Here is a 21,481-nt window from a genome sequence, read left to right as displayed (position 1 = left end):
CAAACCAGGAGAAATATCATGGCATCGACAATCAACACCAACACCTACTCACTGAATGCTCAAACCAACCTGAACAAAAATAGTCTTGGTTTGCGTAGCGCGCTTGAGCGTCTTTCTTCCGGCCTGCGCGTCAACTCTGCCCGCGATGATGCAACCGGTCTGGCATCGGGGATGCAAATTGAAGCGGCATCCCGCATTACCCAAATTGAAATGCGCCAAGAAGGCGACAAAATCTCTTCTGCGCAAATTGCGGACGGCGCACTGTCAGTTGTCGGTGACATCGTCACCCGCATTATGGAACTGACCAAAATGGGCGGAGGGGGTACAGAAATCGGCCTGCTCGTTACCCAAGCCAGCACCATTCAGGCGGATGCCAACACTGCGATCGGAAAGTTTGGCGGAACGACCTTCACTGCCATCTCGGTAACCTCTGCAGCAGACGCGACCACGCTGACCAGCGTATCAACGGCACGCACCACCCAAGGCGCGACCATGAACAACGCCGAGTTTGCCATTCAGTCCAAGCAGGTCAGCTATGAGAACCAGCAAGCAGCAAGAAGCCGCATCATGGACGCCGACTTCGCCGAAGAAACCTCGCGCCTGTCGCGCTTCCAGATTCTCCAGCAAGCAGGTACCGCGATGGTCGCTCAGGCAAATGCCATCCCGCAAAACGTGCTGACCCTGTTGCGTTAATAGGCTGCTGCCTCAATCTCGAAAAAAGGTGCGGTGGCTTGACTAAGGCCGCTGCACCTTTCTCGTTAGGAGCAGAAAATGAACATCGATATGATCAGTAACGCAAGCTCACCGCCGCGCGCCCCCTTGCCGGAGGTTGCTACGACGGTGGCACGCCAGCCAGGGGCTCAGCCCAAGACTCCAGAAGCCACAACGCCTTCTCTGGCCCCCGAGAGTCAAACTCAAAAGGCGCCAGACAAGCTTGATGTCAAGCAAGCGGTGGAAAAGATTGCCGAGTTCGTATCCTCAAGGCAATCTGAACTCAGTTTTTCCATTGACGACGCATCTGGCTCTCAAATTGTTAAGATCATGGATATCCAGACCAAGCAGGTCATTCGGCAATTCCCATCAGAAGAAGCCGTGGCGATCGCTCAGGCATTGGACAAGCTGCAGGGTCTTTTGATCAAAGACAAGGCGTAAGAAAAAGATAGAGGGAAATCGCGATGGCAACCACCAGTTCTCTGGGAATCGGCACCGGTGTGGACTTGCAGTCCATGCTGACCAGCATAATTGCAGCCGAGAGAGCGCCAATCAAGACGCTGGACACCAAGATTTCGGTGGCCAACAACAAGATTTCCCTCTACGGCACACTAAAGTCCAAGCTCGACGCACTGCAAACTGCGGCAGACACCCTACAGTTTCCCTCGCGGCTTTCTGCCCTGAGCGCATCCTCCAGCGACACAACCGTCATCAGCGCCAGCGCTGCATACACCGCTGCGGTGGGCAGTTATGGCACAGAAGTAACCCAACTAGCCAGCTCACAAAAAAGCTTTACCGTCGCGTACGACGCCGGCACCACTTTTGGCGCGGGCGACCTCACTTTTACGGTTGGCGGCGTTGCGGCAAGCCCCATTTCCTTGGGGGCAGGCTCCTCCCTGCAGGACGTTAGCTCCGCTATCAACACCGCCAAGATTGGTGTAACGGCGACAGTGATTACCGACTCAGCCGGCAAGCAGCGCATGGTGTTGACGGGTAACGAATCGGGTGCCGGAAACGATTTTTCGCTGACATCAACTCTTACAGCATCGGGGAGCCAGGCCTCGTTAGCCAGTTTTGATACGACAACCGCTGGCTTGAATCGTACAGTCGCCCAGGACGCCTTGATGAAAATCGACGGTATCGAAGTCAATTCAAGCACCAATACGTTTACGAACGTCGCTGGGCTGACCTTGACCGCGATGAAGTTGGGCACATCAAACGTTACGGTACAAAATGACAGTACCAAGATCACGTCTGCTGTGCAGGCATTCGTTGATAGCTACAATGCGGTTGCAACGCTGATAAAGAGCAACAGTGGCTACAACTCAACGACCAATAGTGGCCAGGCATTCACTGGCGATAGCGCAACCCGCTCAGTGCTCAACAGCTTGGGCAGCGCCAGAACCACAGTTCCTGCTGAACTCGCAAGCGCCACGCTGAATAGCCTTTCGGCACTTGGCGTCACTATTCAACAGACTGGCCTGTTAAAGCTCGATACAGACGTGCTGAGCACGGCAATCAATACCTCGGCGACCGATGTAGTCCAAGCGCTCAATGCTTACGGAAAATCGTTCAGTACAGAAGTAACCGCGCTGCTCTCCAGCGACGGATCTGTTTCAAATCGGATTAGCAGCCTCGACTCATCGGTCAGACGCTACAAAGACAGCCAGGCGTCGCTGGAAGTCCGGGTCAGTCTGGTCGAGAAACGCTACCGCGCCCAATTTACTGCCCTCGATAAATTGGTTAGCTCAATGCAAACGACCAGTAGCTATCTGACACAACAACTTGCCGCGCTTCAAAATTCGAGTTAACGACTGGCGTTTGCTACCCTCGTCCTTGTTAAGATACACATTCACTCAACTCGATCGCTAACCCATGTTTGCAAGCCCTATCGCCTCATACCAACAGATCAGTATCGAGTCTGATGTTCGTGGCGCCGATCCGCATCGCCTCATCGTTTTGTTGTTTGATGGTGCAGAAGGTGCGCTCCGTCAAGCCCAAACCCGGTTAGCCGAAAACGACATGAAGGGCAAGTCGGACTCCCTGACAAAAGCCATCGATATTATTCTTAGCGGCCTCTCGGCCAGCCTTGATACCGAGCAGGGTGGCGACTTGGCACAGAATCTCAAGGCGCTTTACGATTACATGGTATCGCGCCTGATTCACGCAAACATCCATAAAGACGCAGCCGCCATTCGAGAAGTTCAAGGATTGCTTGGTGAAATAGCCTCGGCATGGCGAGAAATTGGAACGGCAGGGAGGCAAAATCCTGACCTCCAACCCTAGCCAAGAAAATATCTTTTTGCAGCTCACCAAGGGTCTGCAATCCTTGCTGGATATTGCGGAAAAAGGTGAATGGGAAAAAATTGATGGGCAGCTACAGGATTTGCTGCTGGCAATGGAAGCCGTCCGTGCCTCCAGCACTCCAAATCTGACGAAACGTGGCAGCACCAAGCAAATTGAACAAATTTTGCAGCTTCTCCATTCAGCCACCTTGCGTTGCTCTGAACGTAAAGATCAAATCGCACCGTTAATCAATGCGTTCGCAAATGCCATAGACACCCCGGCCAAACCATGATCCCCCCAGACGTTGCCAACAGTCTGCGCGCGGTCATACCGGATCAACGTTCGGAAACAAACAGCCAGGCTCAACCGGTCGCCAGAGCCCAACGGATTGCCGATGCACTAAGCAATCTCGTTCCTGGCCAGCGGATATTTGCCGAAATACAGGCGCTGATGCCAAATGGCACCTACCGCGCCGTAGTTGCCCAACGCGAAATCACACTGGCACTGCCTTTTTCGGCCAAGCCTGGCGATACGCTCGAACTGGAAGTCGCCGAAAGTGATGGCAAACTCACGCTGGCATTTGTGGCGAATCGCTCTTCAGGGACCAATGCCGCAGCGTCACCGGAGTCCGTCAGCACTTCACTAAGCACAGCCGGCAAGGTCATCGGCAACCTGTTGACGCCGCTCGAAGGAGAAGGGAAGCAGGCAGCACCGGCGGCCCTCAATCGCGGCCAGCCTCTGGTCGAAACAATGCCAAATACCGCAGCTGATCTGGCCCCCGTATTGAAGCAGGCACTCACTCAAAGCGGCATGTTTTATGAGGCGCACCAGGCCCGCTGGGTCACCGGACAATTGCCGACAACCGCGCTGCTGCAAGAGCCGCAGGGAAAACTCTCCCCTGCGCCATTAAATGCCCCGGAATTCATCAACCGAAGTTCAAACTTTACCCCTGGTAGCCCAAGCTCTAACCCTGCCTTGGCTCTCTCTCCGGACTCTCTGCTCCACCCCAGCCTTTCCGGCGCGCCAGCATCAGCAACATCGTTGCCAGGCAGCGACGGTTTGACTCAGCCCCCACCGAGAGAGGCGATGGACAAATCTTCACCAGTCAATATCGATCCTACGGTCAACCGGAAATTTGGCGAAATATTGAAAGAAGTGCCACTCGATCGGAGCACCGCTACAACGCCACCCGCGCTACAAACTACCGTTTCAACAAGCACGGTGGCCGCTCCAAACGAAAATCCGGTCCCGCGTGAATTGGTCCCGCTGGTTCAACAGCAGTTGAACGGCCTGGCGACACAGAATTTTGTCTGGCAAGGCCAAGTCTGGCCCGGGCAACCGATGTGGTGGGAAATCTCCGGCGACCCGGAATCGAAGCCGTCACAAGATAATGAACAAGCCAGCCAATGGCAAACCCGCCTCAAACTGGACCTGCCCGCACTGGGTGGCATTGATGTCACACTGCGACTGGGCACTGGCGGCTCGCTGGGCGTTTCAGTCAGTGCGGAAAATCCAGCCAGTGAGGCAAAGCTGCGCAACAGCGCTCAGGCACTTCGCGAGCAATTGGAGGCTGCCGGGCTAACGCTTACCCAACTGCGCGTAGATCATGGCCAAGCCGGGGAATGATGCTACTCGTGAAGCAGTCGCTCTGGCCTACAGCCAGACCGATGCCGCGCCGCGCGTCGTCGCCAAAGGCAAGGGACTGATTGCCGAGCAGATAATCGCTCGCGCCAAGGAGCACGGCATTTATGTCCATGAATCGCCGGAACTCGTCGCCTTGCTAACCCAGGTGGATATTGACGAGCGCATCCCACCCCAGTTATACATGGCGGTAGCCGAACTGCTGGCGTGGCTTTACCGACTTGAACACGGTCTCCCCGCCACCCAGATCGGCTTGTCCGCTCAACCTCCACCGTGATCCAGGTTTCATGACCCTCGCCCAGAACGAAGTTTCGGTTCCAGTTTTTGAAATCGACCAGCCCGCCACCTACGGCAAATACCTCCTCCACAACCGCACTGAAATCTCCGTTCATCTGCGCGCCCTGCTCAAGCACCGCACCTTGATCACGGTCTATCTGGACGAAGGCAAGGCATTCTTTCTCTCGACCCTGCTGTCGATCGACGAAAACGCCAACCAGCTGGTTCTTGACGGATCAAACCACACGGCAAGTAATGATGCAGCACTGAAAGCCGCGCGGATCACGCTATCGGCCCCTCTGGAACGGGTCAAAATCCAGATTCGCCTGCCAGGGCTGTCGATGACGACCATTGATGGCAAAAAAGCCTTGATCGCTCCGCTCCCGGCATCGATCCTGCGCCTGCAGCGACGCGAGTTCTTTCGCGTCGAAACGCCCCACCACATCACGCCCCTGCGTTGCAAGCTTGCCGTACCGAATCCCACCGGTGGTCACTTCGTAGTTGATTACCCACTGTTTGACCTCAGCGGTGGCGGGATTAGCTTGCTGGGCCCGGTCGACGACGCCGAGCTGTTTTCACTTGGGGAGCTGTTTCACGACTGCCGCCTGGAAATCCCCGGAGAAAGCGTGCTTTCGGTCAATCTGCGCGTCTGTGAAGTGCTTAAAATCGAGATGATCGACGGCCAACAACAATTGCGGCTGGGCTGCGAATTTGTCAGCCTGCCCGGAACCCGGCTGGCCTTCATCGAACGCTACATCACGCGGCTGGAACGCGAACGCAAGGCGCTCCGCTCGGAGCTGGAATACTAAGCTTCGGCTTAAACCTGAATGTTCATCACGTCCTGATAGGCCGTGACCAGTTTGTTGCGCACCTGAACCATTTCCTGGAAGGAAACACTAGCCGTCTGCAGCGCAATCATCACCTCATGAAGATTCTGGGTGGTGTCGCCAGCGGCAAGTTTTTCCGCCATCACGTCAGCCTGCTGTTGGGTCTGGTTGACCTTGTCGATTGATGACTTCAGCACCTGCGCAAAATCCACCCCGCCAGCCGCCCCGCCAGCCACGGTCTCGGCTGGTTTGCCGGATGCTTGTGCTGCGGTAGACCGCAGTACGCTCAACATTTGCTCAATACCTTGGGTGTCCATAACCAGCTCCTTAATCCTGCCTCAATACAAGCAATAGTCAGGCCAATATCAATCCTTGAAAAACCCTTCGTCCCGGTACTGCTGCAACTTGTAGCGCAATGTCCGTTCCGAAATTCCCAAGCGCTCAATGGCCAGCTTTCGTGAGCCATCAACCTCAGCCAGAGTACGAAGGATATGTTCGCGCTCCAGATCCTTCATATTATCGACCCTTTTATCCGTTTCAAGCACCGGTCTTTCCAGCGCAGCCCGCGCCACCATTCCGGCTTGCGCAGGCGCCAACCGGAGATGTTCGACACCAATCTCCGGCCCGGTCGACAGGATAAGGGCCCGTTGAATCACGTTTTCCAGCTCACGGACGTTGCCCGGCCAAGCATGCTGCACCAGCGCCTGCTCAGCCAAAGCCCCAAAACTGACACCATTCCGACCGAAGCGACCGCCATGCTCGACCAGAAAATAGCGGGCGATCGGCACAATATCGAGCGGCCGATCACGCAGTGGTGGAATGGCCACCGGGAATACGTTGAGGCGGTAAAACAGATCCTCACGAAAAACCCCTTTGGTCACCGCCTCAGCCATATCGCGATTGGACGTCGCAACGATGCGGATATTCAGCGCTACCGGCTTCTTGCCACCCACCCGCTCGACCTCGCGCTCCTGCAAGACGCGGAGCAACTTGGCCTGGAGGCCCATCGGCATCTCGGTGACTTCGTCGAGGAGCAGCGTACCGTCCTGCGCCTGCTCGAACTTCCCGGCCTGCGCCTGCTGGGCGCCCGTAAACGCCCCCTTCTCATAACCAAACAAGGTGGCCTCGAGCAAACTATCCGGAATCGCCGCGCAGTTGATGGCCACGAAAGGCCCGTTCCGACGCACCGACTGCCGATGAATGAAGCGAGCGACCACTTCCTTGCCAACCCCTGATTCTCCGGTAAGGAGAACCGTCGCGTCGGTTTGCGCCACACGCTGGGCGATGGCAAACAGTTCACGACTGGCCGGATCGATGGCCACAACGCCGGCGCCGTCATCGGTATCCGGCAACTCATATTTATTGATGTGAGCGAGCAAAGCCTTCGGCTCAAAAGGCTTGAGAAGGAAGTCGCAGGCACCGGAACGCATGGCATCGACCGCCTTGTCCACCTCGGCATACGCCGTCATCAGCACCACCGGCAGATGCGGCAGGCGCGCCCGAATTTCCTTTAACAACGTGATGCCATCCATCGGCATCATGCGCACGTCACTGACGACAATCGAGAAAGCCTGCTCAGCCAGCACCTTCAATGCCGCCTCGCCGCCATCGACGGCCACGTAGGGGCGCCCAGCGAGTTCCAGCGTGTCACCAATCGCCTCACGCAGGCTGGGGTCATCTTCGACGACGAGAATGGGCAAACTATGTTCAGCCATGGTGTTCTGATTCGCTCTCTACCGGCGCAACCGGTAAGGTGATGACAAACTCGGCGCCGTCGCCCGGCTCGGAAAAAAGCTCGATCGTGCCGCCATGTGCCCGCACCACGCCCAGCGCAATGGCCAACCCCAGGCCGGTACCCTGCCCCTTGGTGGTAAAAAATGGCTCGAAGATGCGCGCCTGCATTTCACGCGAAATTCCCGGACCGCTATCGCGCACGCCAACAGCCACAAGATCGCCGCGACGATTGCCGGACAGGCAAATTTTGCCGCCCGGCGTTGTCGCCTGCATGGCGTTTTCCAGCAAATTGACAAGAGCCCCGAACAAGGCTTTGCGACTACCGACGATCACAGCCCCCCCACAAGCGTCATTCAATACAAATTCGAGGCCATGCTCACCCATCAGCGGCTCAACCGTTTGAGCCGCTTCTGCCAGCAGATCGGACACCGGGATGACATCCCGCCCGATACTCTCGCCCCGCGCAAAGAGAAGAACATCCTGGATCAGCCGCTCAAGACGCCGCAACTGCCCGCTTGCCTTTTCCGAGAATCGGGCCCGCGCCTCATCCGAAACGCCGGGCTGGCCAAGGTTGGAGGTATAAAGCAGCGCCGCAGCCAGCGGCGTGCGCAGCTGATGCGCCAGCGAGGCAGCCATTTCCCCCATGGCCGCCAGGCGCTGGTTGCGCTCCAGCTCGGTTTTCATGCGGTGGGCGGCCGTTACATCGTGGATAAGAAGAATTTTTCCACCGGCAGAAGGCAGTGAGCTCTCCCCGATCGACAACCGACTGTCGCCGTGCAACCACTCACCAATAGCCATCGTCGGCTCCAGGCTGGCCCGCGCCACATCGCCCCAATGCTGCCCGACCATGTTTGCCCCGAAAATTGCCATGGCAGCCGGGTTGACCGCGACAACGATAGCCGCTGAATCGAGCAGCACCACACCGGCCGGCAAGGCATCGAGCAAGGACGAGAGACGCTCGGAAAGCGCTTCCTTTTCCTGATATTGCCGACGCAATTCACCGTTGGCGATTGCCAGCTCCTCGGTCAGCGAGGCGGCGCGAACCTGCAGAGCTTCATAGGCCTGGGTCAGCTCGGCCGAAACCTGATTGAACATGGCAAATGCCCGTTGCAATTCGGCGGTCTTGGTGTCTGTGTCTGGTATCAAGAGATTGATCTGTACGGCAACATCGAAAAAGAAAGGGTGAATTCAGCCCGGGTAATAGTAGAATATTTCTAGGATAATTTGGCTTCTCGATTGATTCTTCTTCTGTTTCACCGCAATTTGACCGGCTATTGATGGCAGCAACAACTGAGACGACAGCAGGAAACGCACCGGCAGGAAATCCGCTGGAGCGTCTGCGCGACGCCTTCGACCGGCTCGGCAGCCAACAGAAGCTTGTCTTCATGGTGGCAACGGCCGCCATGATCGCCCTCATCGTCGGCGCGATCCTCTGGAGCCGGCAACCAGACTGGAAAACCCTGTTCTCCAATCTCAACGAGAAGGATGGCGGGACTATCGTCACCGTTCTCGAGCAGCAAAATATTCCTCACCGCTACAGCGATAACGGCGCACTGCAGGTCCCCGCCGACCGCGTCCATGACATTCGCCTCAAACTGGCCTCACAGGGGCTGCCGCGCGGCGGCATGGTGGGTTTCGAATTGATGGAAAACCAGAAATTCGGCATCAGCCAGTTTGCCGAACAGGTCAATTATCAGCGCGGACTGGAAGGCGAACTGGCCCGTACCATCCAGTCAATTGCCGCGGTGCAGTCGGCACGGGTCCACCTGGCCATCCCTAAACCCTCGGTCTTCGTCCGCGAAGAACAAAAGCCGACAGCCTCGGTCATGCTCAACGTCTATCCCGGACGCTCGCTGGATGGCGCGCAGATCGCCGGTATTACGCATCTGGTTTCGTCCAGCGTACCGCAATTGCCGGCCACCAACGTCACGGTAATCGACCAGACTGGCGCGCTGCTCTCGCAACTGAAAAACAAGCTCACTGAAGCCGGCCTCGATGCCACCCAGGTCAAATATGTTCGGGATATCGAGGGCAGCATCATCAGGCGCATTGAGGACATCCTCAAGCCGATGTTGGGTGGCGAAAACTTCAAGGTTCAGGTGGCTGCCGACATCGACTTTTCCCAAAGCGAGCAAACTGCCGAAAGCTACCGACCCAACAACACGCCGGAAACCACCGCTATTCGTAGTCGGCAGACCAACGAATCAGCCAGCGTGAACCAGTCAGCCGGCGGCGTCCCGGGCGCATTGACCAACCAGCCGCCAGTACCGGCTACTGCACCGCTGACCCAGCCGGCAACCGGCACTTCCCCCGGTCAACCGGGAAAAACGGCCGAAATTCAAGGCAAGCTCGACGCCGCCGGCGTCACGGCGCCACTCAATGGCGTCGGCCAGCCGATCAATACGAGCAAGGCCGCAACGGTCAATTTTGAAGTCGACAAGACTATCCGCCACACGAAGCAAGGCATGGGCGACATTCGGCGCCTGTCTGCTGCCGTTGTCATCAATCATCGCAAGGACATCGACAAGAACGGCCAGCCGGTCAACAAGCCGATCCCCGAGCCGGAAATGAAACAGATCAACGAATTGGTCCGCGAGGCGATGGGCTTCAACAAGGAACGTGGCGACTCGATCTCGGTTGCGAATGCCCCCTTCACCGCCGGCGAAAAAGTCGATGGCTCGATACCGCTCTGGAAGGACCCGGAAACCATCTCCTATGCCAAGGATATTTTCAAGTATCTTTTGATCGGTCTGATCGTTGCCTTCCTCTTCCTGAAAATTATCCAGCCCTCGCTGAAAACCATGTTCCCGTCGGCCGCCGAGCGCCGGGCCGCATCAACCGCCGAGGGCGTCGCTGGTGCCGCGGCCCATGTCAGGATTTTAGGCATTGATGGTGAACCGGGCGAAGACCAGGTTCGTATCGACCATTACGGCATCAAGGTCCAAAAAGCACGCGACATTGCGCAGGCTGATCCAAAGGCGGTCGCCAACATTATCAAGGACTGGATAGGCGCCAATGCCTCCTAGCACTGACGACGGCCTCGAAAAGAGCGCAACGCTGCTGATTGCCCTCGGTGAAGACCATGCAGCCGAAGTGCTCAAGCACCTTGGACCGCGCGAGGTACAAAAACTCGGGCACGCCATGGCAGCACTCAAGAGCGTGCCGAGGACAAAGGTTGAAGGCGTTCTGGACGAGTTCCACAAAAACGCGGAAGAGCACTCGGCGGTACACGTCGACACCGACAACTACATTCGCTCCGTGCTTACCAAGGCGCTGGGCGACGACAAGGCATCGAACCTTATTTCACGCATCCTGCAGGGTGGAGAGACATCGGGGATCGAGGGCCTGAAATGGATGGATGCGACAACCGTTGCTGACCTGATCAAGAACGAGCACCCGCAGATTATCGCGACGATTCTGGTCCATCTGGAACACGACCACTCCAGCGAAATTCTCAATCACTTCACCGAGCGCCTGCGCAATGATGTCGTGTTGCGAATCGCCACGCTCGAAGGGATTCAGCCAACCGCGTTGCGCGAGCTGAACGAAGCGATGATGCGCATCCTGTCCGGCTCGACCAGCGTCAAGCGAACGGCAATGGGTGGAGTTCGCACCGTTGCCGAAATTCTCAATTTCATCGGCACCGCCAACGAAACCTCGGTCGTCGATGCGATCCGCGAGTACGACCCGGACCTTGCCCAGAAGATTCTCGACGAGATGTTCGTTTTCGAAAATCTGATGGAAATTGACGATCGCTCCATCCAGCTCATTTTGCGGGAAGTTCAGTCCGACTCCTTGATCCTCGCACTCAAGGGTGCTTCGCCCGATCTCCGCGAGAAGATTTTCAAGAACATGTCGCAACGGGCTGCAGAAATGCTGCGCGAAGACCTCGAGTCGAAGGGGCCTGTCCGTCTTTCCGAAGTCGAAGGCGAACAGAAGGAAATCCTCAAGGTGGTACGTCGCCTGGCAGACGAAGGACAAATCGTCCTTGGTGGCGCCGGCGGCGAGCAAATGGTCTAACCCAACATGGCAGGCGTCATACCCAAGGACAAGCTCGCGGGCTATCAACGTTGGAACATCGGCTCTCTCGATGTGAAACCTGTACCGCACAGCCAGTCGCCAGTCGACACCGCGAGTACTTCAGCTGCAGCGCCATCTACCGTAGCCCCCAGCCAAGCCGAGGTGCATGCTGCGCAGAACCTTGCGAACACCGAAGAGATTGAGCGCATCCACGAAGAAGCTCGCGCCAATGGCTACAGCCTCGGCTACCGCGAAGGACTTGAATCCGGGCAGCAGGCCATGGCAACAACGGTTGCTGAAACAACGGCGCATTTTGCCGAGCTGCTTGGCAATCTGCAGATTTCGCTGGCCCATCTCGACCAGCATGTCGCCGACCAGGTCCTCAGCCTCGCCCTCGAAGTGGCGGCGCAAGTGCTTCGTGGCGCAATCAACACCCGGCCCGAGTTGCTTTTGCCGGTCATTCGCGAGGCTCTCACCGCGCTACCGCTGCATCATGCCCATGTTGTCGTCCGACTGAATCCGGCAGACACCACGTTGATTCGCGAACAGATCGGCGACCAACTTGCTCAAACAGGAGCCCAAATCATTGACGACCCCGAGATTTCGCCGGGGGGATGCCTGCTTGTTGCCGGGGCAAGCGAGGTTGATGCCACGATCGAAACACGCTGGAAGCGCGTACTTGAGTCGATCGGCGTCAATCCTTCGGAATGGATGAACAAGCCTTGACCCCGCTCCCCGACCACGTCGGGCGTTGGCAGCGTTTCCTCGATGGCTGCCAGCTTGCCGCCTCCTCGGCACAACCACTCTGGCCAGCTGGGCGCCTGACGCGGATCAATGGACTCGTCATGGAGGCTTCGGGTCTGAAGCTGCCGCTAGGCAGTTCGTGCCACATATTCCCGGCCAGCGGAGCACCAGTCGAGGCCGAAGTGGTCGGTTTTGCCGGCGAAAAACTTTACCTGATGCCCTCCGATGACGTCTTCGGTCTGGCCCCCGGGGCCCGTGTCATCGCTTGCGACACAGCCAACCCAACCCCCCGGGTAGACTTTCCAATCAAGCACAAACGCCGGGCCATTGATCGCGCCAAACAGGGTCCGGTTGGCGACGAATTGCTAGGCCGGGTGCTCGACGGCGTTGGTCGCCCACTCGACAGCAAGGGTCCGCTCAGATCAACCCTGACCCGCCCCCTACAAAGCCGCCCGATCAACCCGATGACCCGGGCAGCCATTGAACATCCTCTCGACGTCGGCATTCGTTCCATCAACGCCTTGCTGACCGTTGGCCGAGGTCAGCGCATGGGACTTTTCGCCGGTTCCGGCGTCGGCAAATCGGTGCTTCTTGGCATGATGGCTCGCTACACTGAGGCCGAAGTGATCGTCGTCGGATTGATTGGCGAACGCGGCCGTGAAGTGAAGGAGTTCATCGAGCAGATCCTCGGCGAAGAAGGCATGCGCCGCGCAGTGGTCGTCGCCGCACCAGCCGATACCGGCCCGCTGATGCGACTGCAGGGTGCGGCCTACGCGACAACGATTGCCGAGTATTTCCGCGACCAGGGGAAACAGGTTCTCCTGATCATGGACTCTCTGACCCGCTATGCCATGGCACAACGGGAAATTGCCCTGGCCATTGGCGAGCCTCCTGCTACTCGAGGCTATCCGCCATCGGTATTTGCCCGCTTGCCACAACTCGTTGAACGGGCCGGCAATGGCCCTGAAGGTGGCGGATCGATGACGGCCTTCTATACCGTTCTGGCCGAAGGCGATGATCAGCAAGACCCGATTGCCGACTCGGCACGCGCCATTCTCGACGGCCACATCGTCTTGTCTCGAACGTTGGCCGATGCCGGGCATTATCCGGCCATCGATATCGAGCAATCCATCAGCCGCGCCATGGTCAACCTGATCGAACCCTCGCAACTTGATCAGATTCGCCGTTTCAAGGTGCTTTTTGCCCGCTACCAGCGCTCGCGCGACTTGATTTCGGTCGGAGCCTATTCGCCTGGCTCTGACCCAGTACTCGATCAGGCCATCAACCTCTATCCGCGCATGGAAGCCTTCCTTCAGCAGCAACTGACCGAGCAAGCCGATTTCACGAGCAGCGTCAGCGCCCTTTCAGCGCTGTTCCCCTAAGCCATGGCGAACAAATTCTCGTTGCAACCCTTGCTGGAACTGATGCAAACCCGTACAGATGAAGCCACGCGTCAGCTTGGCCAGTTGATTGCGGCGGAGCAGAGTGCCAGAAATCGCCTTCAGATGCTGGAGGAGTATCGGGCTGAATATGCCGTCAAATTGCGCGAAGCCTGCACTCAGGGGCTCACGCCGATGGCCTTGCGTAATTATCAGGACTTTCTTGCCCGCATCGACGAGGCAATCAGCCAGCAAGCGCTGGCCGTTCGCCATTCGGAACAGAATACGGCGAGCGGTCAGGAAAACTGGAAAGAACAGAACAAGCGCCTGAAAGCCATTGACACCCTCTCGCATCGACACGATGTGCGTGAAAAAGTGCTCGACAACAAGCAGCAGCAAAAAATCCAGGAAGAACACTCGGCACGCAAATATGCCGTGCGCAATGAAGAAGAATCCGACTGATATCAGGCACATGCCTTGCTTACCTTGATAGCATCTCCATGCACCTCAAGGTCCGATCATGAGTATTCCGGCAGTTTCCAGTTTGATCGCAGCCATCGCCGGAAAAGCGGCCTCGCCTGGTCTTGGAGGAATACTTACTGAGAATGGCTTGCCACTGGACTTCGCCGCCCTTCTTGCCGAGCAGATTCCCTCTTCAGGTCAGGCTACCCCGGCTTTGCTTGCCGCCGAAAACATCACGGCAGCGCAACAGCCGGACACTGAATTACTAAGCGAGATCATCGCCCAGACGAGCTTGGCGAAGGACAAAACCATACTGCCAGTCGATGACAAGCCATTACCCAGCCTCCCGGTCACGGAAGGAAGCGCCGAGGAAGTCCTGGCAGCGCTATCCACCAGCCCCAGCCTGCCCGCAACGACCATCACCGAGCCTGAGAGCAAAAAAGAAAACAGCAACAAGGAGCGAAAACTTGCGGCCGATTCTGCCATCATCCCGACGGACCCCGGGGTGGCGGCCCAGTACGTGGTACCGATGGCCACTCCTCCCGTTCAAAATCGCCTCCCGGAGAACGTTGACAGCGACAAAACGGACCCAGCCCCTCATATGGCCAAGGCAGAGGGCATTGACACCTCCGGCAAGGAGGATCGCCCAGCCTTGCCAGAACAGAGGGGCTCACTCCTCTCCGGCAACACACCGACTGCCCCTGCCCCCGCCGCCACACTAGCGGCCCAAAATCCGGAATTACGGACTCCACCGCGCTCAGATACGGCGAATGCGGCAATTCTTGCCGGTGACTCGAATCCCGGCAACAGCAGCTCGACGCCGGCCTTCGCGACAGCAATGGCCGCGACCGGGGCGGCCAATGGCACAGCGGCACCAACGCAACAAACGCCTCCCCCGGCCATCACCAGCACACTCAATTCACCAAACTGGACTCATGATTTTGGCTCCCGTGTCGTCTGGCTGACCAAAAACGACCAGCAGGTCGCTCAGATCAATATCAACCCGCCGCAACTGGGCCCAATTCAAATCACCCTCTCGATCAACGGGGACCAGACTACCGCCGCATTCGCCTCGCCGCATCCGGAGGTCCGCCAGGCTATTCAGGACTCCCTGCCCCAACTGCGTGAAATGTTCGCGAATGCCGGCATCAGCCTCGGCCAAGCCAATGTTGGCAGCCAATTACCTTCGCAGAACCGCGAAACTCCTTTTCAATTTGGCAATGAAGCCCGCACCAGCGGGGAAAACGCTATACTTTCGCCCGATAGTCACGCAAGCTCCAACCCGGCCGGAATACCAATTCAGCGGGGACGAGGTTTGGTAGACCTGTTCGCATAACCGGATCGTCATGATCGAGTAAAGAGGGAGAGACAATGGCCAAGGATGCCAAGCCAGCCGAAGAAGGGGCAGAAGCCCCCCCGAAAAAAAGCAAAAAACTGTTGATCATCATCCTTGCCGTCGTTCTTCTAGTGGTGCTCGGGGGAGGCGCTGCCTTCATGCTGCTCAAGAAGGGCGACCACGCCGAGGACGATGAGGAAACCGCAGAAGAAACGGCCAAGCCAGCCAAAAAGAAAGACAAGAAAAAGGACAAGGAAGCCCATCCGGTCTTTATCAATCTCGATGCATTCACCGTCAATCTAGTCCCCGAAACCGGCGATCAGTATCTGCAGGTGGCACTCTCACTCGAAGTTGAAGATGCGACGGCCGAGCCGGAGATCAAAACCAAGATGCCGAAAATTCGCAACAATCTGACCCTCTTGCTGTCGTCGAAAAAAGCCTCCGAACTGCTGCCCAAGGAAGGCAAGGAAAAACTGGCGGAAGCCCTCAAAGACGAGATCAATTCCGTCATTGAGCCCCCGGTCAAAAACAAGAAAGGTGCAGCCGAAGCCACTGAGGGTCCGGTCAAGGCCGTCCTGTTCACCTCATTCATTATTCAGTAAGGATCCATGGCGGGAGACTTTCTATCCCAGGACGAGGTTGACGCCCTACTCAAGGGCGTCACCGGTGAAACCGACGAACCCGACGATAGCGAAGGGGAAGGCGGCGGGATACGTTCGTACAATCTCGGCACCCAGGAGCGGATCGTCCGGGGCCGGATGCCAACGCTGGAACTGGTCAACGAGCGCTTTGCCCGCTATCTGCGCATCGGCCTGTTCAACTACATGCATCGCAACGCGGAAATCTCGGTTGGCCCGATCCGTGTGCAGAAATACAGCGAGTTCATTCGCAATCTGGTCGTCCCGACCAACTTGAATCTGGTCATTGCCAAGCCTTTGCGCGGCACCGCATTGTTCGTCTTCGATCCGAATCTGGTTTTTCTGGTCGTCGATAACATGTTCGGCGGCGACGGCCGCTTCCATACCCGCGTTGAAGGACGTGATTTCACGGCCACCGAACAACGCATCATCCAGGGCTTGCTAAACGTCGTTTTCACCGAATACAGCAAATCGTGGAAACCGGTCTACGACATCAACTTTGAGTACATTCGCTCGGAGATGAATTCGCAGTTCGCCAATATCGCAACGCCGTCCGAAATCGTTGTTTCGACGACCTTCACGCTTGAATTTGGCGGCGCGACCGCAGACATGCACATCTGCTTCCCGTACTCGATGCTTGAGCCGATCCGTGACCTGCTCTACAGCACGATGCAAAGTGACCAGCTATCGACCGACAAGCGTTGGATCGGCACACTGCGCAAGCAGTTGCAGGGGGCAGAAGTGGAAATCGTCGCCCATCTGGGCACGGGAAAAATATCGCTGCGCGAAATTTTGAATCTCAAGGAGGGCGACGTGATTCCCCTCAACCTGTCGCCGCGAATAGAGGCACTGGTGGATAACGTACCCTTGATGGAATGTTCCTATGGCCAGCAAAATGGCCAGTACGCACTTAAAGTCGAGCGATTCATCGCTGCTTCGCCCGACGCACCGCCCGGGGAACCGGTGATGGGAGAGAAAAATGGCTGACGATATCGAAAATATGGACCCCCCCGCCGAAGACGCCGGGCAGATCAGTGAGGACGACTGGGCTGCCGCCATGGCCGAACAGGTCGTTAGCGATGGCGCCGCGGCCACCGTCCAGCCGGCCGACATCTTCCCGTCCTTCTCTGCGCCATTGGGCCAGGGCGGGATCATGAACGAACTCGACATGATTCTCGACATTCCCGTCCAGATCACTGTCGAACTCGGCCGGACCAAGATCACCATCAAGAACTTGCTGCAACTGGCCCACGGGTCAGTCGTCGAACTCGACGCGATGGCTGGCGAGCCGATGGATGTCCTGGTCAATGGCACGCTCATCGCGCAAGGGGAAGTCGTCGTGGTGAACGATAAATTCGGTATCCGTCTGACCGACATCATCACGCCCTCGGAGCGGATGCGTAAGCTCAACCGCTGAGGTGATGGTCTGCACCGCAGACCATCACCTTTCAATTTTGGGCAAAATTTCCGGTTGACCGTAGCAAAGTCAATTTTCAGGTTTGGGTTTAAGATAGCGCCCTAACCTACTTTGAACGCGACCCAGACTTGCTGCGCCTTCTCTTTCCACTGCTGCTACCTATCACTGCGTGGGGTAGCGACGCCGTCAGCCCCGGCATTCCGGCCAGCACCTACCTGCAGGCAACCCTGGCCCTGCTCCTCATCCTCGGACTGCTTTTCGGCACCGCCTGGCTGGCCCGCAAGCTGTCGGGGGGCAAAGGTTTTGGCCAGGGCGGCATGAAGATCATCGGCGGCGTTGCACTAGGTCCTCGCGAGCGCATTGTGCTGATTGAGGTGGGAGATAGCTGGCTGGTCATCGGCATCGTCCCCGGGCAGATCCGCACGCTGCACCAACTCCCCAAGGGAAGCAGCATGGACCTTGATACCGCCGCCGGCGCCACTGAAGCGCCTTTTGCCCAGTGGCTCAAGTCCATCAAGGAACGCCAGAACAATGCTTAGGCGAGTCATACTCGGGCTCTGCCTGCTGCTCCCCCCGATCATGGCTTTAGCCCAGGTTGCCGGCGGACTGCCATCTGTCACCAGCACGCCAACAGGCGGTGGTGGCACTACTTATAGTCTGACCATTCAGACACTGCTCTTCCTCACGGCGCTGACCTTCCTGCCAGCTGCCGTGCTGATGATGACGAGTTTTACCCGCATCATCATCGTGCTTTCCCTGCTTCGCCACGCCATGGGCACGCAAACCTCGCCCCCCAACCAAATCCTGGTCGGCCTGGCGCTGTTCCTGACCTTTTTCATCATGTCGCCAACCCTCGACCAGGTCTATACCGACGCCTACCTGCCGCTCTCGGAAAACAAGATCAATATCGCCCAGGCCGGCGAACGGGCGGCGGTTCCGATGCGCAGCTTCATGCTGCGCCAGACCCGGGAAGCCGATATTGCCATGCTGGCCAGCGTCGCCAAGGCCGACAAATTCGAAAAGCCTGACGATATTCCCCTGCGCGTCCTGATTCCCGCCTTCGTCATCAGCGAACTGAAAACCGCCTTCCAGATCGGCTTCATCATATTCATCCCCTTTCTGATCATCGACATGGTGGTGGCCAGCCTGCTGATGTCGATGGGCATGATGATGATGTCGCCGGTCATGGTGGCCCTGCCCTTCAAGCTGATGCTCTTTGTCCTGGTCGATGGCTGGCATCTGGTCATTGGCTCTTTGGTCAAAAGCTTCAATCCATGACCCCGGGTGTCGTCATGGAAATCGGCCGCCAGGCCATCGAAGTCACTCTCGTTCTGGCGGCCCCGATGCTGCTCTCGGCGCTGGTCGTTGGCTTGATCGTCAGCATCTTTCAGGCAGCAACCCAGCTTAACGAAGCGACCCTGCAGTTCGTGCCGAAACTGGTCGTCATGTTCCTAGTCCTTATCCTCGTCGGCCCCTGGATGCTGGAATACATGATTGACTACATCCAGCGTCTGTTCGAGAGCATTCCACAGCTGATCGGCTGACCATGTTCAGCATAACCACGGCACAACTGGACGCCTGGATTGTTGCCTTTGCCTATCCACTCACCCGCATTCTGGCGTTTATCGCCACCTCGCCACTCTGGGGTTCGGCCGGGATTCCCCAACGCACACGGCTCATTCTGGGCATCGGTATCGCCGTGGCCATCGCCCCGGCCCTGCCGCCGATGCCAACTGTCGCGCCCGGCTCGCTGGCTGGCCTTTGGATACTGGCGCAGCAAATGCTGGTCGGCATCGGCATGGGCTTTGCTGCCCGCATAGTCTTCGCCGCCGTCGATGTGGCAGGCGAATTCATTGGTGCCCAGATGGGACTTGGCTTCGCAACCGCCTACGACCCGTTGAGCTCTTCACAAACGCCAGTGATTGGCGAGTTCATCGGCCTCGTCAGCTTTCTGCTGTTTCTCTCACTGAATGGCCACCTGATGTATGTCGCGACGTTGGCGCAGAGCTTTTACGCCATACCGGTCAGTGCGACACCCTTGGCTGCGACTAGCTGGCTCAACCTGGTCGAACTCGGAGCAAAAATGTTTTCGGTCGGAGTATTGCTCTCACTCCCCGTGGTGGTCGCACTGATGATCACCAACATTGCGCTGGCAGTGCTCACCCGGGCCGCACCCCAATTGAATATTTTTGCGCTTGGCTTCCCGCTCACGATGATCGGCGGCTTCATCGCGCTGGCCGTCAGCATGAATTACCTGGCCACTCCCTTGCAGGCACTCTACGAATACGCGCTCAGCGCAACGCTGGGCTTCGCCGTTCCGGCCAATCAGTAGCGCTCATTCATTTTGTAGGAATCAGCATCCTGGCGCTGCACCAGGCGTATCGTTCCCTCTGCCATGCGCCGAGCACCAATGGTTTGGGAATCAATCCCCTCGGTGTATTCGAGAATCTGATAGCTGGAAAATCCGTTTTCATATTGCAACTGGCTGGCGCGCCGCTTGAGTATCTGTACCGACTCACCGGCACCACCGGTGTGGTAACGCTTCATCTTCATCGAGAAGCGATAGACATCCGGCGCCAGCTTGGACTCCTCGATCTCCCAGTTGGGCGCCAGCGGATCGTAGACCAGATAGATCGCCGCCCCGACCACTGCAGCCGTTGCCAGCGACGACAAACTAATCCCTGTCTTGGCCGTAAGCTGAATAGTTTCATTCGGAATCAGGGGGCTTCCCCCGCAACCAGCAAGACAGGCTGCTGCGATCAGCGCGGCGCCAATTTTTTTCATAGGTAGTTAAACAGTGACATCTGGCTAACCTGCTTGAAGGAAAGTTGAGCCGCCTCAAGCACCATTTTCTGATTCGCCATATCGGAAATGGCCTTGGTGTAATCAAGCTCCTGAAGGTTCTTCAGGTCGGTCTGATACTGCAGATCCCGATCTGCGCCGGCGTTACTCAAATTCTCCAGTTCAAGCCGCCGGGCGCCAACTGAGGTCTGCGCCGTCAATAGATGACCGAACGCCTGATCCAGATTCTGGCGAATCTGGGTCATCTGGTTTTTGAACGCGGCCTTGGTCGCAGGAGTACTACCCACGTTGGCATTCAGCGCCTTGATCATGCTATCCAGCGTTGTGAAAATATCCTGATTGCTGGCTGGTTGCGCGGTAAAGGTGTCGCCTGCAGCCGGAGTGCCAGAAATGTTGATCTTGATCTGCTGAGCAGCCGGACCAAGCGAAATATCTGAACCTGCGGTATAAACTTGGCCAGTCAGCGTTGGGGTAGCCGCCCCATTGACGTATACGTCATACACCCCGGGTGCCGTAAAAGTGAGTTGATAGGTGCTGCCGTCATAGCCGGAAACGGTTGAAGACGCGCCAAGAACGCCGGTCCCCGTATTGGCGGCTCCGGCACTGGCCATGAACTGCCCATTTCCCTGCGGAATACGCATGAACATGTCACTGCCAGACTCGGAAACATCCATCAAGCGCCCAGTTTCAACCTGCAACTGGCGATTCCCATCATCGCCATGATAGGTTGTAATTCTGCTCCCCGGAGAACCAGAGACGCCAAATGGCTCTGTATCCCCGCGGAATCCCGAGAAGAGATGCTGACCCAACCCATCCATGCTGTTTGCCAGGCCCAGCAACTGACCAAAGTTTTCGTTGATATCAAATGCAATTGCCTGGCGGGAAGTATCGTTGATATTTGGATTGTCCGCTTCTGCAGCCTTGGACATCACATTCGAGATTAGATCGCTGGCACTTCTCAGGGTGCTTTCCAGATTCGTCAATTGACTGGCTGCATTTCCCTGATTGTCCATAAACTGGGAATTGATTGACTGTCGCTGACTGACCTCCAGCGCCTGCGCCGCTGCGACCGGATCATCAGAGGGAGTCAGGATACGACGCCCAGTCGACATCTGATTTTGCAGTTTGTACAAATTTGTCTGCAACTGCAGCATGTTCTGGGTGCCCGTATCGAACATCATCGAGGTGCTTATACGCATGATGCCACT

Annotated in this window: 26 protein-coding genes; 21 read left to right on the top strand and 5 right to left on the bottom strand. The window is 57.2% G+C overall.

Annotation, left to right across the window (positions count from 1 at the left end):
• Positions 1-18: 18 nt before the first annotated feature.
• The 8 genes from KI613_RS04465 (at position 19) to KI613_RS04430 (ending at position 5,723) form a co-directional block, all read left to right on the top strand.
• Positions 19-693, top strand: coding sequence for a flagellin (locus tag KI613_RS04465; protein ID WP_226404005.1), 675 nt, complete (start codon positions 19-21; stop codon positions 691-693).
• Between the two features lie 78 nt (positions 694-771).
• The gene (locus tag KI613_RS04460) at positions 772-1,152 is read left to right on the top strand and encodes a flagellar protein FlaG (RefSeq protein WP_226404004.1); all 381 of its coding nucleotides are present in this window, start codon (positions 772-774) and stop codon (positions 1,150-1,152) included.
• A 23-nt stretch (positions 1,153-1,175) separates the two neighbouring features.
• Positions 1,176-2,522: a flagellar filament capping protein FliD gene (gene fliD, locus KI613_RS04455; protein ID WP_226404003.1), complete on the top strand. Its 1,347-nt coding sequence runs from the start codon at positions 1,176-1,178 to the stop codon at positions 2,520-2,522.
• 64 nt (positions 2,523-2,586) lie between these two features.
• Positions 2,587-2,997: a flagellar export chaperone FliS gene (gene fliS, locus KI613_RS04450; protein ID WP_226404002.1), complete on the top strand. Its 411-nt coding sequence runs from the start codon at positions 2,587-2,589 to the stop codon at positions 2,995-2,997.
• Positions 2,957-3,289: a hypothetical protein gene (locus KI613_RS04445; protein WP_226405807.1), complete on the top strand. Its 333-nt coding sequence runs from the start codon at positions 2,957-2,959 to the stop codon at positions 3,287-3,289. The genes fliS and KI613_RS04445 overlap by 41 nt, the downstream gene beginning before the upstream one ends.
• On the top strand, positions 3,286-4,623 hold the full coding sequence (fliK, locus tag KI613_RS04440) for a flagellar hook-length control protein FliK (protein ID WP_226404001.1): 1,338 nt from the start codon (positions 3,286-3,288) through the stop codon (positions 4,621-4,623). The genes KI613_RS04445 and fliK overlap by 4 nt, the downstream gene beginning before the upstream one ends.
• Positions 4,604-4,915 carry an EscU/YscU/HrcU family type III secretion system export apparatus switch protein gene (locus KI613_RS04435; protein WP_226404000.1) on the top strand — a complete coding sequence of 104 codons (312 nt, stop codon included), beginning with the start codon at positions 4,604-4,606 and terminating at the stop codon, positions 4,913-4,915. Before fliK ends, KI613_RS04435 begins: the two co-directional genes overlap by 20 nt.
• A gap of 10 nt (positions 4,916-4,925) precedes the next feature.
• Positions 4,926-5,723, top strand: coding sequence for a flagellar brake protein (locus KI613_RS04430; protein ID WP_226403999.1), 798 nt, complete (start codon positions 4,926-4,928; stop codon positions 5,721-5,723).
• Positions 5,724-5,731: 8 nt separating this feature from the next.
• Here KI613_RS04430 and fliE read toward each other — a convergent pair whose 3' ends face one another.
• Genes fliE through KI613_RS04415 form a run of 3 tightly spaced genes read right to left on the bottom strand, consistent with a single transcriptional unit; the run spans position 5,732 to position 8,570 of the window.
• Positions 5,732-6,058 (bottom strand): flagellar hook-basal body complex protein FliE, encoded by a 327-nt coding sequence (gene fliE / locus KI613_RS04425; RefSeq protein ID WP_226403998.1) that lies wholly within the window; start codon positions 6,056-6,058, stop codon positions 5,732-5,734.
• Between the two features lie 48 nt (positions 6,059-6,106).
• Entirely contained in the window at positions 6,107-7,456 is a 1,350-nt protein-coding gene (locus KI613_RS04420) for a sigma-54-dependent transcriptional regulator (RefSeq protein ID WP_226403997.1), read from the bottom strand.
• Positions 7,449-8,570, bottom strand: coding sequence for a sensor histidine kinase (locus KI613_RS04415; protein ID WP_226403996.1), 1,122 nt, complete (start codon positions 8,568-8,570; stop codon positions 7,449-7,451). The genes KI613_RS04420 and KI613_RS04415 overlap by 8 nt, the downstream gene beginning before the upstream one ends.
• A 182-nt stretch (positions 8,571-8,752) precedes the next feature.
• Between KI613_RS04415 and fliF the strand changes: the two genes are divergently transcribed.
• The 13 genes from fliF (at position 8,753) to fliR (ending at position 19,803) form a co-directional block, all read left to right on the top strand.
• Positions 8,753-10,501 carry a flagellar basal-body MS-ring/collar protein FliF gene (gene fliF, locus KI613_RS04410; RefSeq protein WP_226403995.1) on the top strand — a complete coding sequence of 583 codons (1,749 nt, stop codon included), beginning with the start codon at positions 8,753-8,755 and terminating at the stop codon, positions 10,499-10,501.
• On the top strand, positions 10,491-11,495 hold the full coding sequence (fliG, locus tag KI613_RS04405) for a flagellar motor switch protein FliG (RefSeq protein WP_226403994.1): 1,005 nt from the start codon (positions 10,491-10,493) through the stop codon (positions 11,493-11,495). The genes fliF and fliG overlap by 11 nt, the downstream gene beginning before the upstream one ends.
• Positions 11,496-11,501: 6 nt before the next feature.
• Positions 11,502-12,221, top strand: coding sequence for a flagellar assembly protein FliH (locus tag KI613_RS04400; protein WP_226403993.1), 720 nt, complete (start codon positions 11,502-11,504; stop codon positions 12,219-12,221).
• Positions 12,218-13,621, top strand: coding sequence for a flagellar protein export ATPase FliI (gene fliI, locus KI613_RS04395; RefSeq protein ID WP_226403992.1), 1,404 nt, complete (start codon positions 12,218-12,220; stop codon positions 13,619-13,621). Before KI613_RS04400 ends, fliI begins: the two co-directional genes overlap by 4 nt.
• A gap of 30 nt (positions 13,622-13,651) precedes the next feature.
• Positions 13,652-14,080: a flagellar export protein FliJ gene (gene fliJ / locus KI613_RS04390; RefSeq protein ID WP_404826981.1), complete on the top strand. Its 429-nt coding sequence runs from the start codon at positions 13,652-13,654 to the stop codon at positions 14,078-14,080.
• 58 nt (positions 14,081-14,138) lie between these two features.
• Positions 14,139-15,416 (top strand): flagellar hook-length control protein FliK, encoded by a 1,278-nt coding sequence (locus tag KI613_RS04385; RefSeq protein WP_226403990.1) that lies wholly within the window; start codon positions 14,139-14,141, stop codon positions 15,414-15,416.
• Between the two features lie 35 nt (positions 15,417-15,451).
• Positions 15,452-16,018 (top strand): flagellar basal body-associated FliL family protein, encoded by a 567-nt coding sequence (locus KI613_RS04380; RefSeq protein WP_226403989.1) that lies wholly within the window; start codon positions 15,452-15,454, stop codon positions 16,016-16,018.
• 6 nt (positions 16,019-16,024) lie between these two features.
• The gene (fliM, locus tag KI613_RS04375) at positions 16,025-17,041 is read left to right on the top strand and encodes a flagellar motor switch protein FliM (protein ID WP_226403988.1); all 1,017 of its coding nucleotides are present in this window, start codon (positions 16,025-16,027) and stop codon (positions 17,039-17,041) included.
• A complete protein-coding gene (gene fliN, locus KI613_RS04370) occupies positions 17,034-17,471 on the top strand; it encodes a flagellar motor switch protein FliN (RefSeq protein WP_404826980.1) in 438 nt (145 codons plus the stop codon). The genes fliM and fliN overlap by 8 nt, the downstream gene beginning before the upstream one ends.
• Before the next feature lie 128 nt (positions 17,472-17,599).
• Positions 17,600-18,010, top strand: coding sequence for a flagellar biosynthetic protein FliO (gene fliO, locus KI613_RS04365; RefSeq protein WP_226403987.1), 411 nt, complete (start codon positions 17,600-17,602; stop codon positions 18,008-18,010).
• On the top strand, positions 18,003-18,749 hold the full coding sequence (gene fliP / locus KI613_RS04360; protein ID WP_310492728.1) for a flagellar type III secretion system pore protein FliP: 747 nt from the start codon (positions 18,003-18,005) through the stop codon (positions 18,747-18,749). Before fliO ends, fliP begins: the two co-directional genes overlap by 8 nt.
• On the top strand, positions 18,746-19,015 hold the full coding sequence (gene fliQ / locus KI613_RS04355; protein ID WP_226403986.1) for a flagellar biosynthesis protein FliQ: 270 nt from the start codon (positions 18,746-18,748) through the stop codon (positions 19,013-19,015). Before fliP ends, fliQ begins: the two co-directional genes overlap by 4 nt.
• 2 nt (positions 19,016-19,017) lie before the next feature.
• Positions 19,018-19,803 carry a flagellar biosynthetic protein FliR gene (gene fliR, locus KI613_RS04350; RefSeq protein WP_226403985.1) on the top strand — a complete coding sequence of 262 codons (786 nt, stop codon included), beginning with the start codon at positions 19,018-19,020 and terminating at the stop codon, positions 19,801-19,803.
• On the opposite strand, the gene KI613_RS04345 is transcribed toward fliR, so the two are convergent.
• Together KI613_RS04345 and flgL are read right to left on the bottom strand one after the other, a co-directional pair.
• On the bottom strand, positions 19,797-20,255 hold the full coding sequence (locus tag KI613_RS04345) for a hypothetical protein (RefSeq protein ID WP_226403984.1): 459 nt from the start codon (positions 20,253-20,255) through the stop codon (positions 19,797-19,799). The two genes, fliR and KI613_RS04345, sit on opposite strands and share 7 nt — an antisense overlap.
• Positions 20,252-21,472, bottom strand: a complete 1,221-nt coding sequence (gene flgL, locus KI613_RS04340) for a flagellar hook-associated protein FlgL (RefSeq protein WP_226403983.1) — start codon at positions 21,470-21,472, stop codon at positions 20,252-20,254. Before flgL ends, KI613_RS04345 begins: the two co-directional genes overlap by 4 nt.
• Positions 21,473-21,481 lie beyond the last annotated feature (9 nt).

This window comes from Ferribacterium limneticum, assembly GCF_020510585.1.
Classification (GTDB): Bacteria; Pseudomonadota; Gammaproteobacteria; order Burkholderiales; family Rhodocyclaceae; genus Azonexus.
The sequence above is the reverse complement of the archived record's forward strand: the minus strand, read 5'-3'. Positions and strand labels throughout refer to the sequence as shown.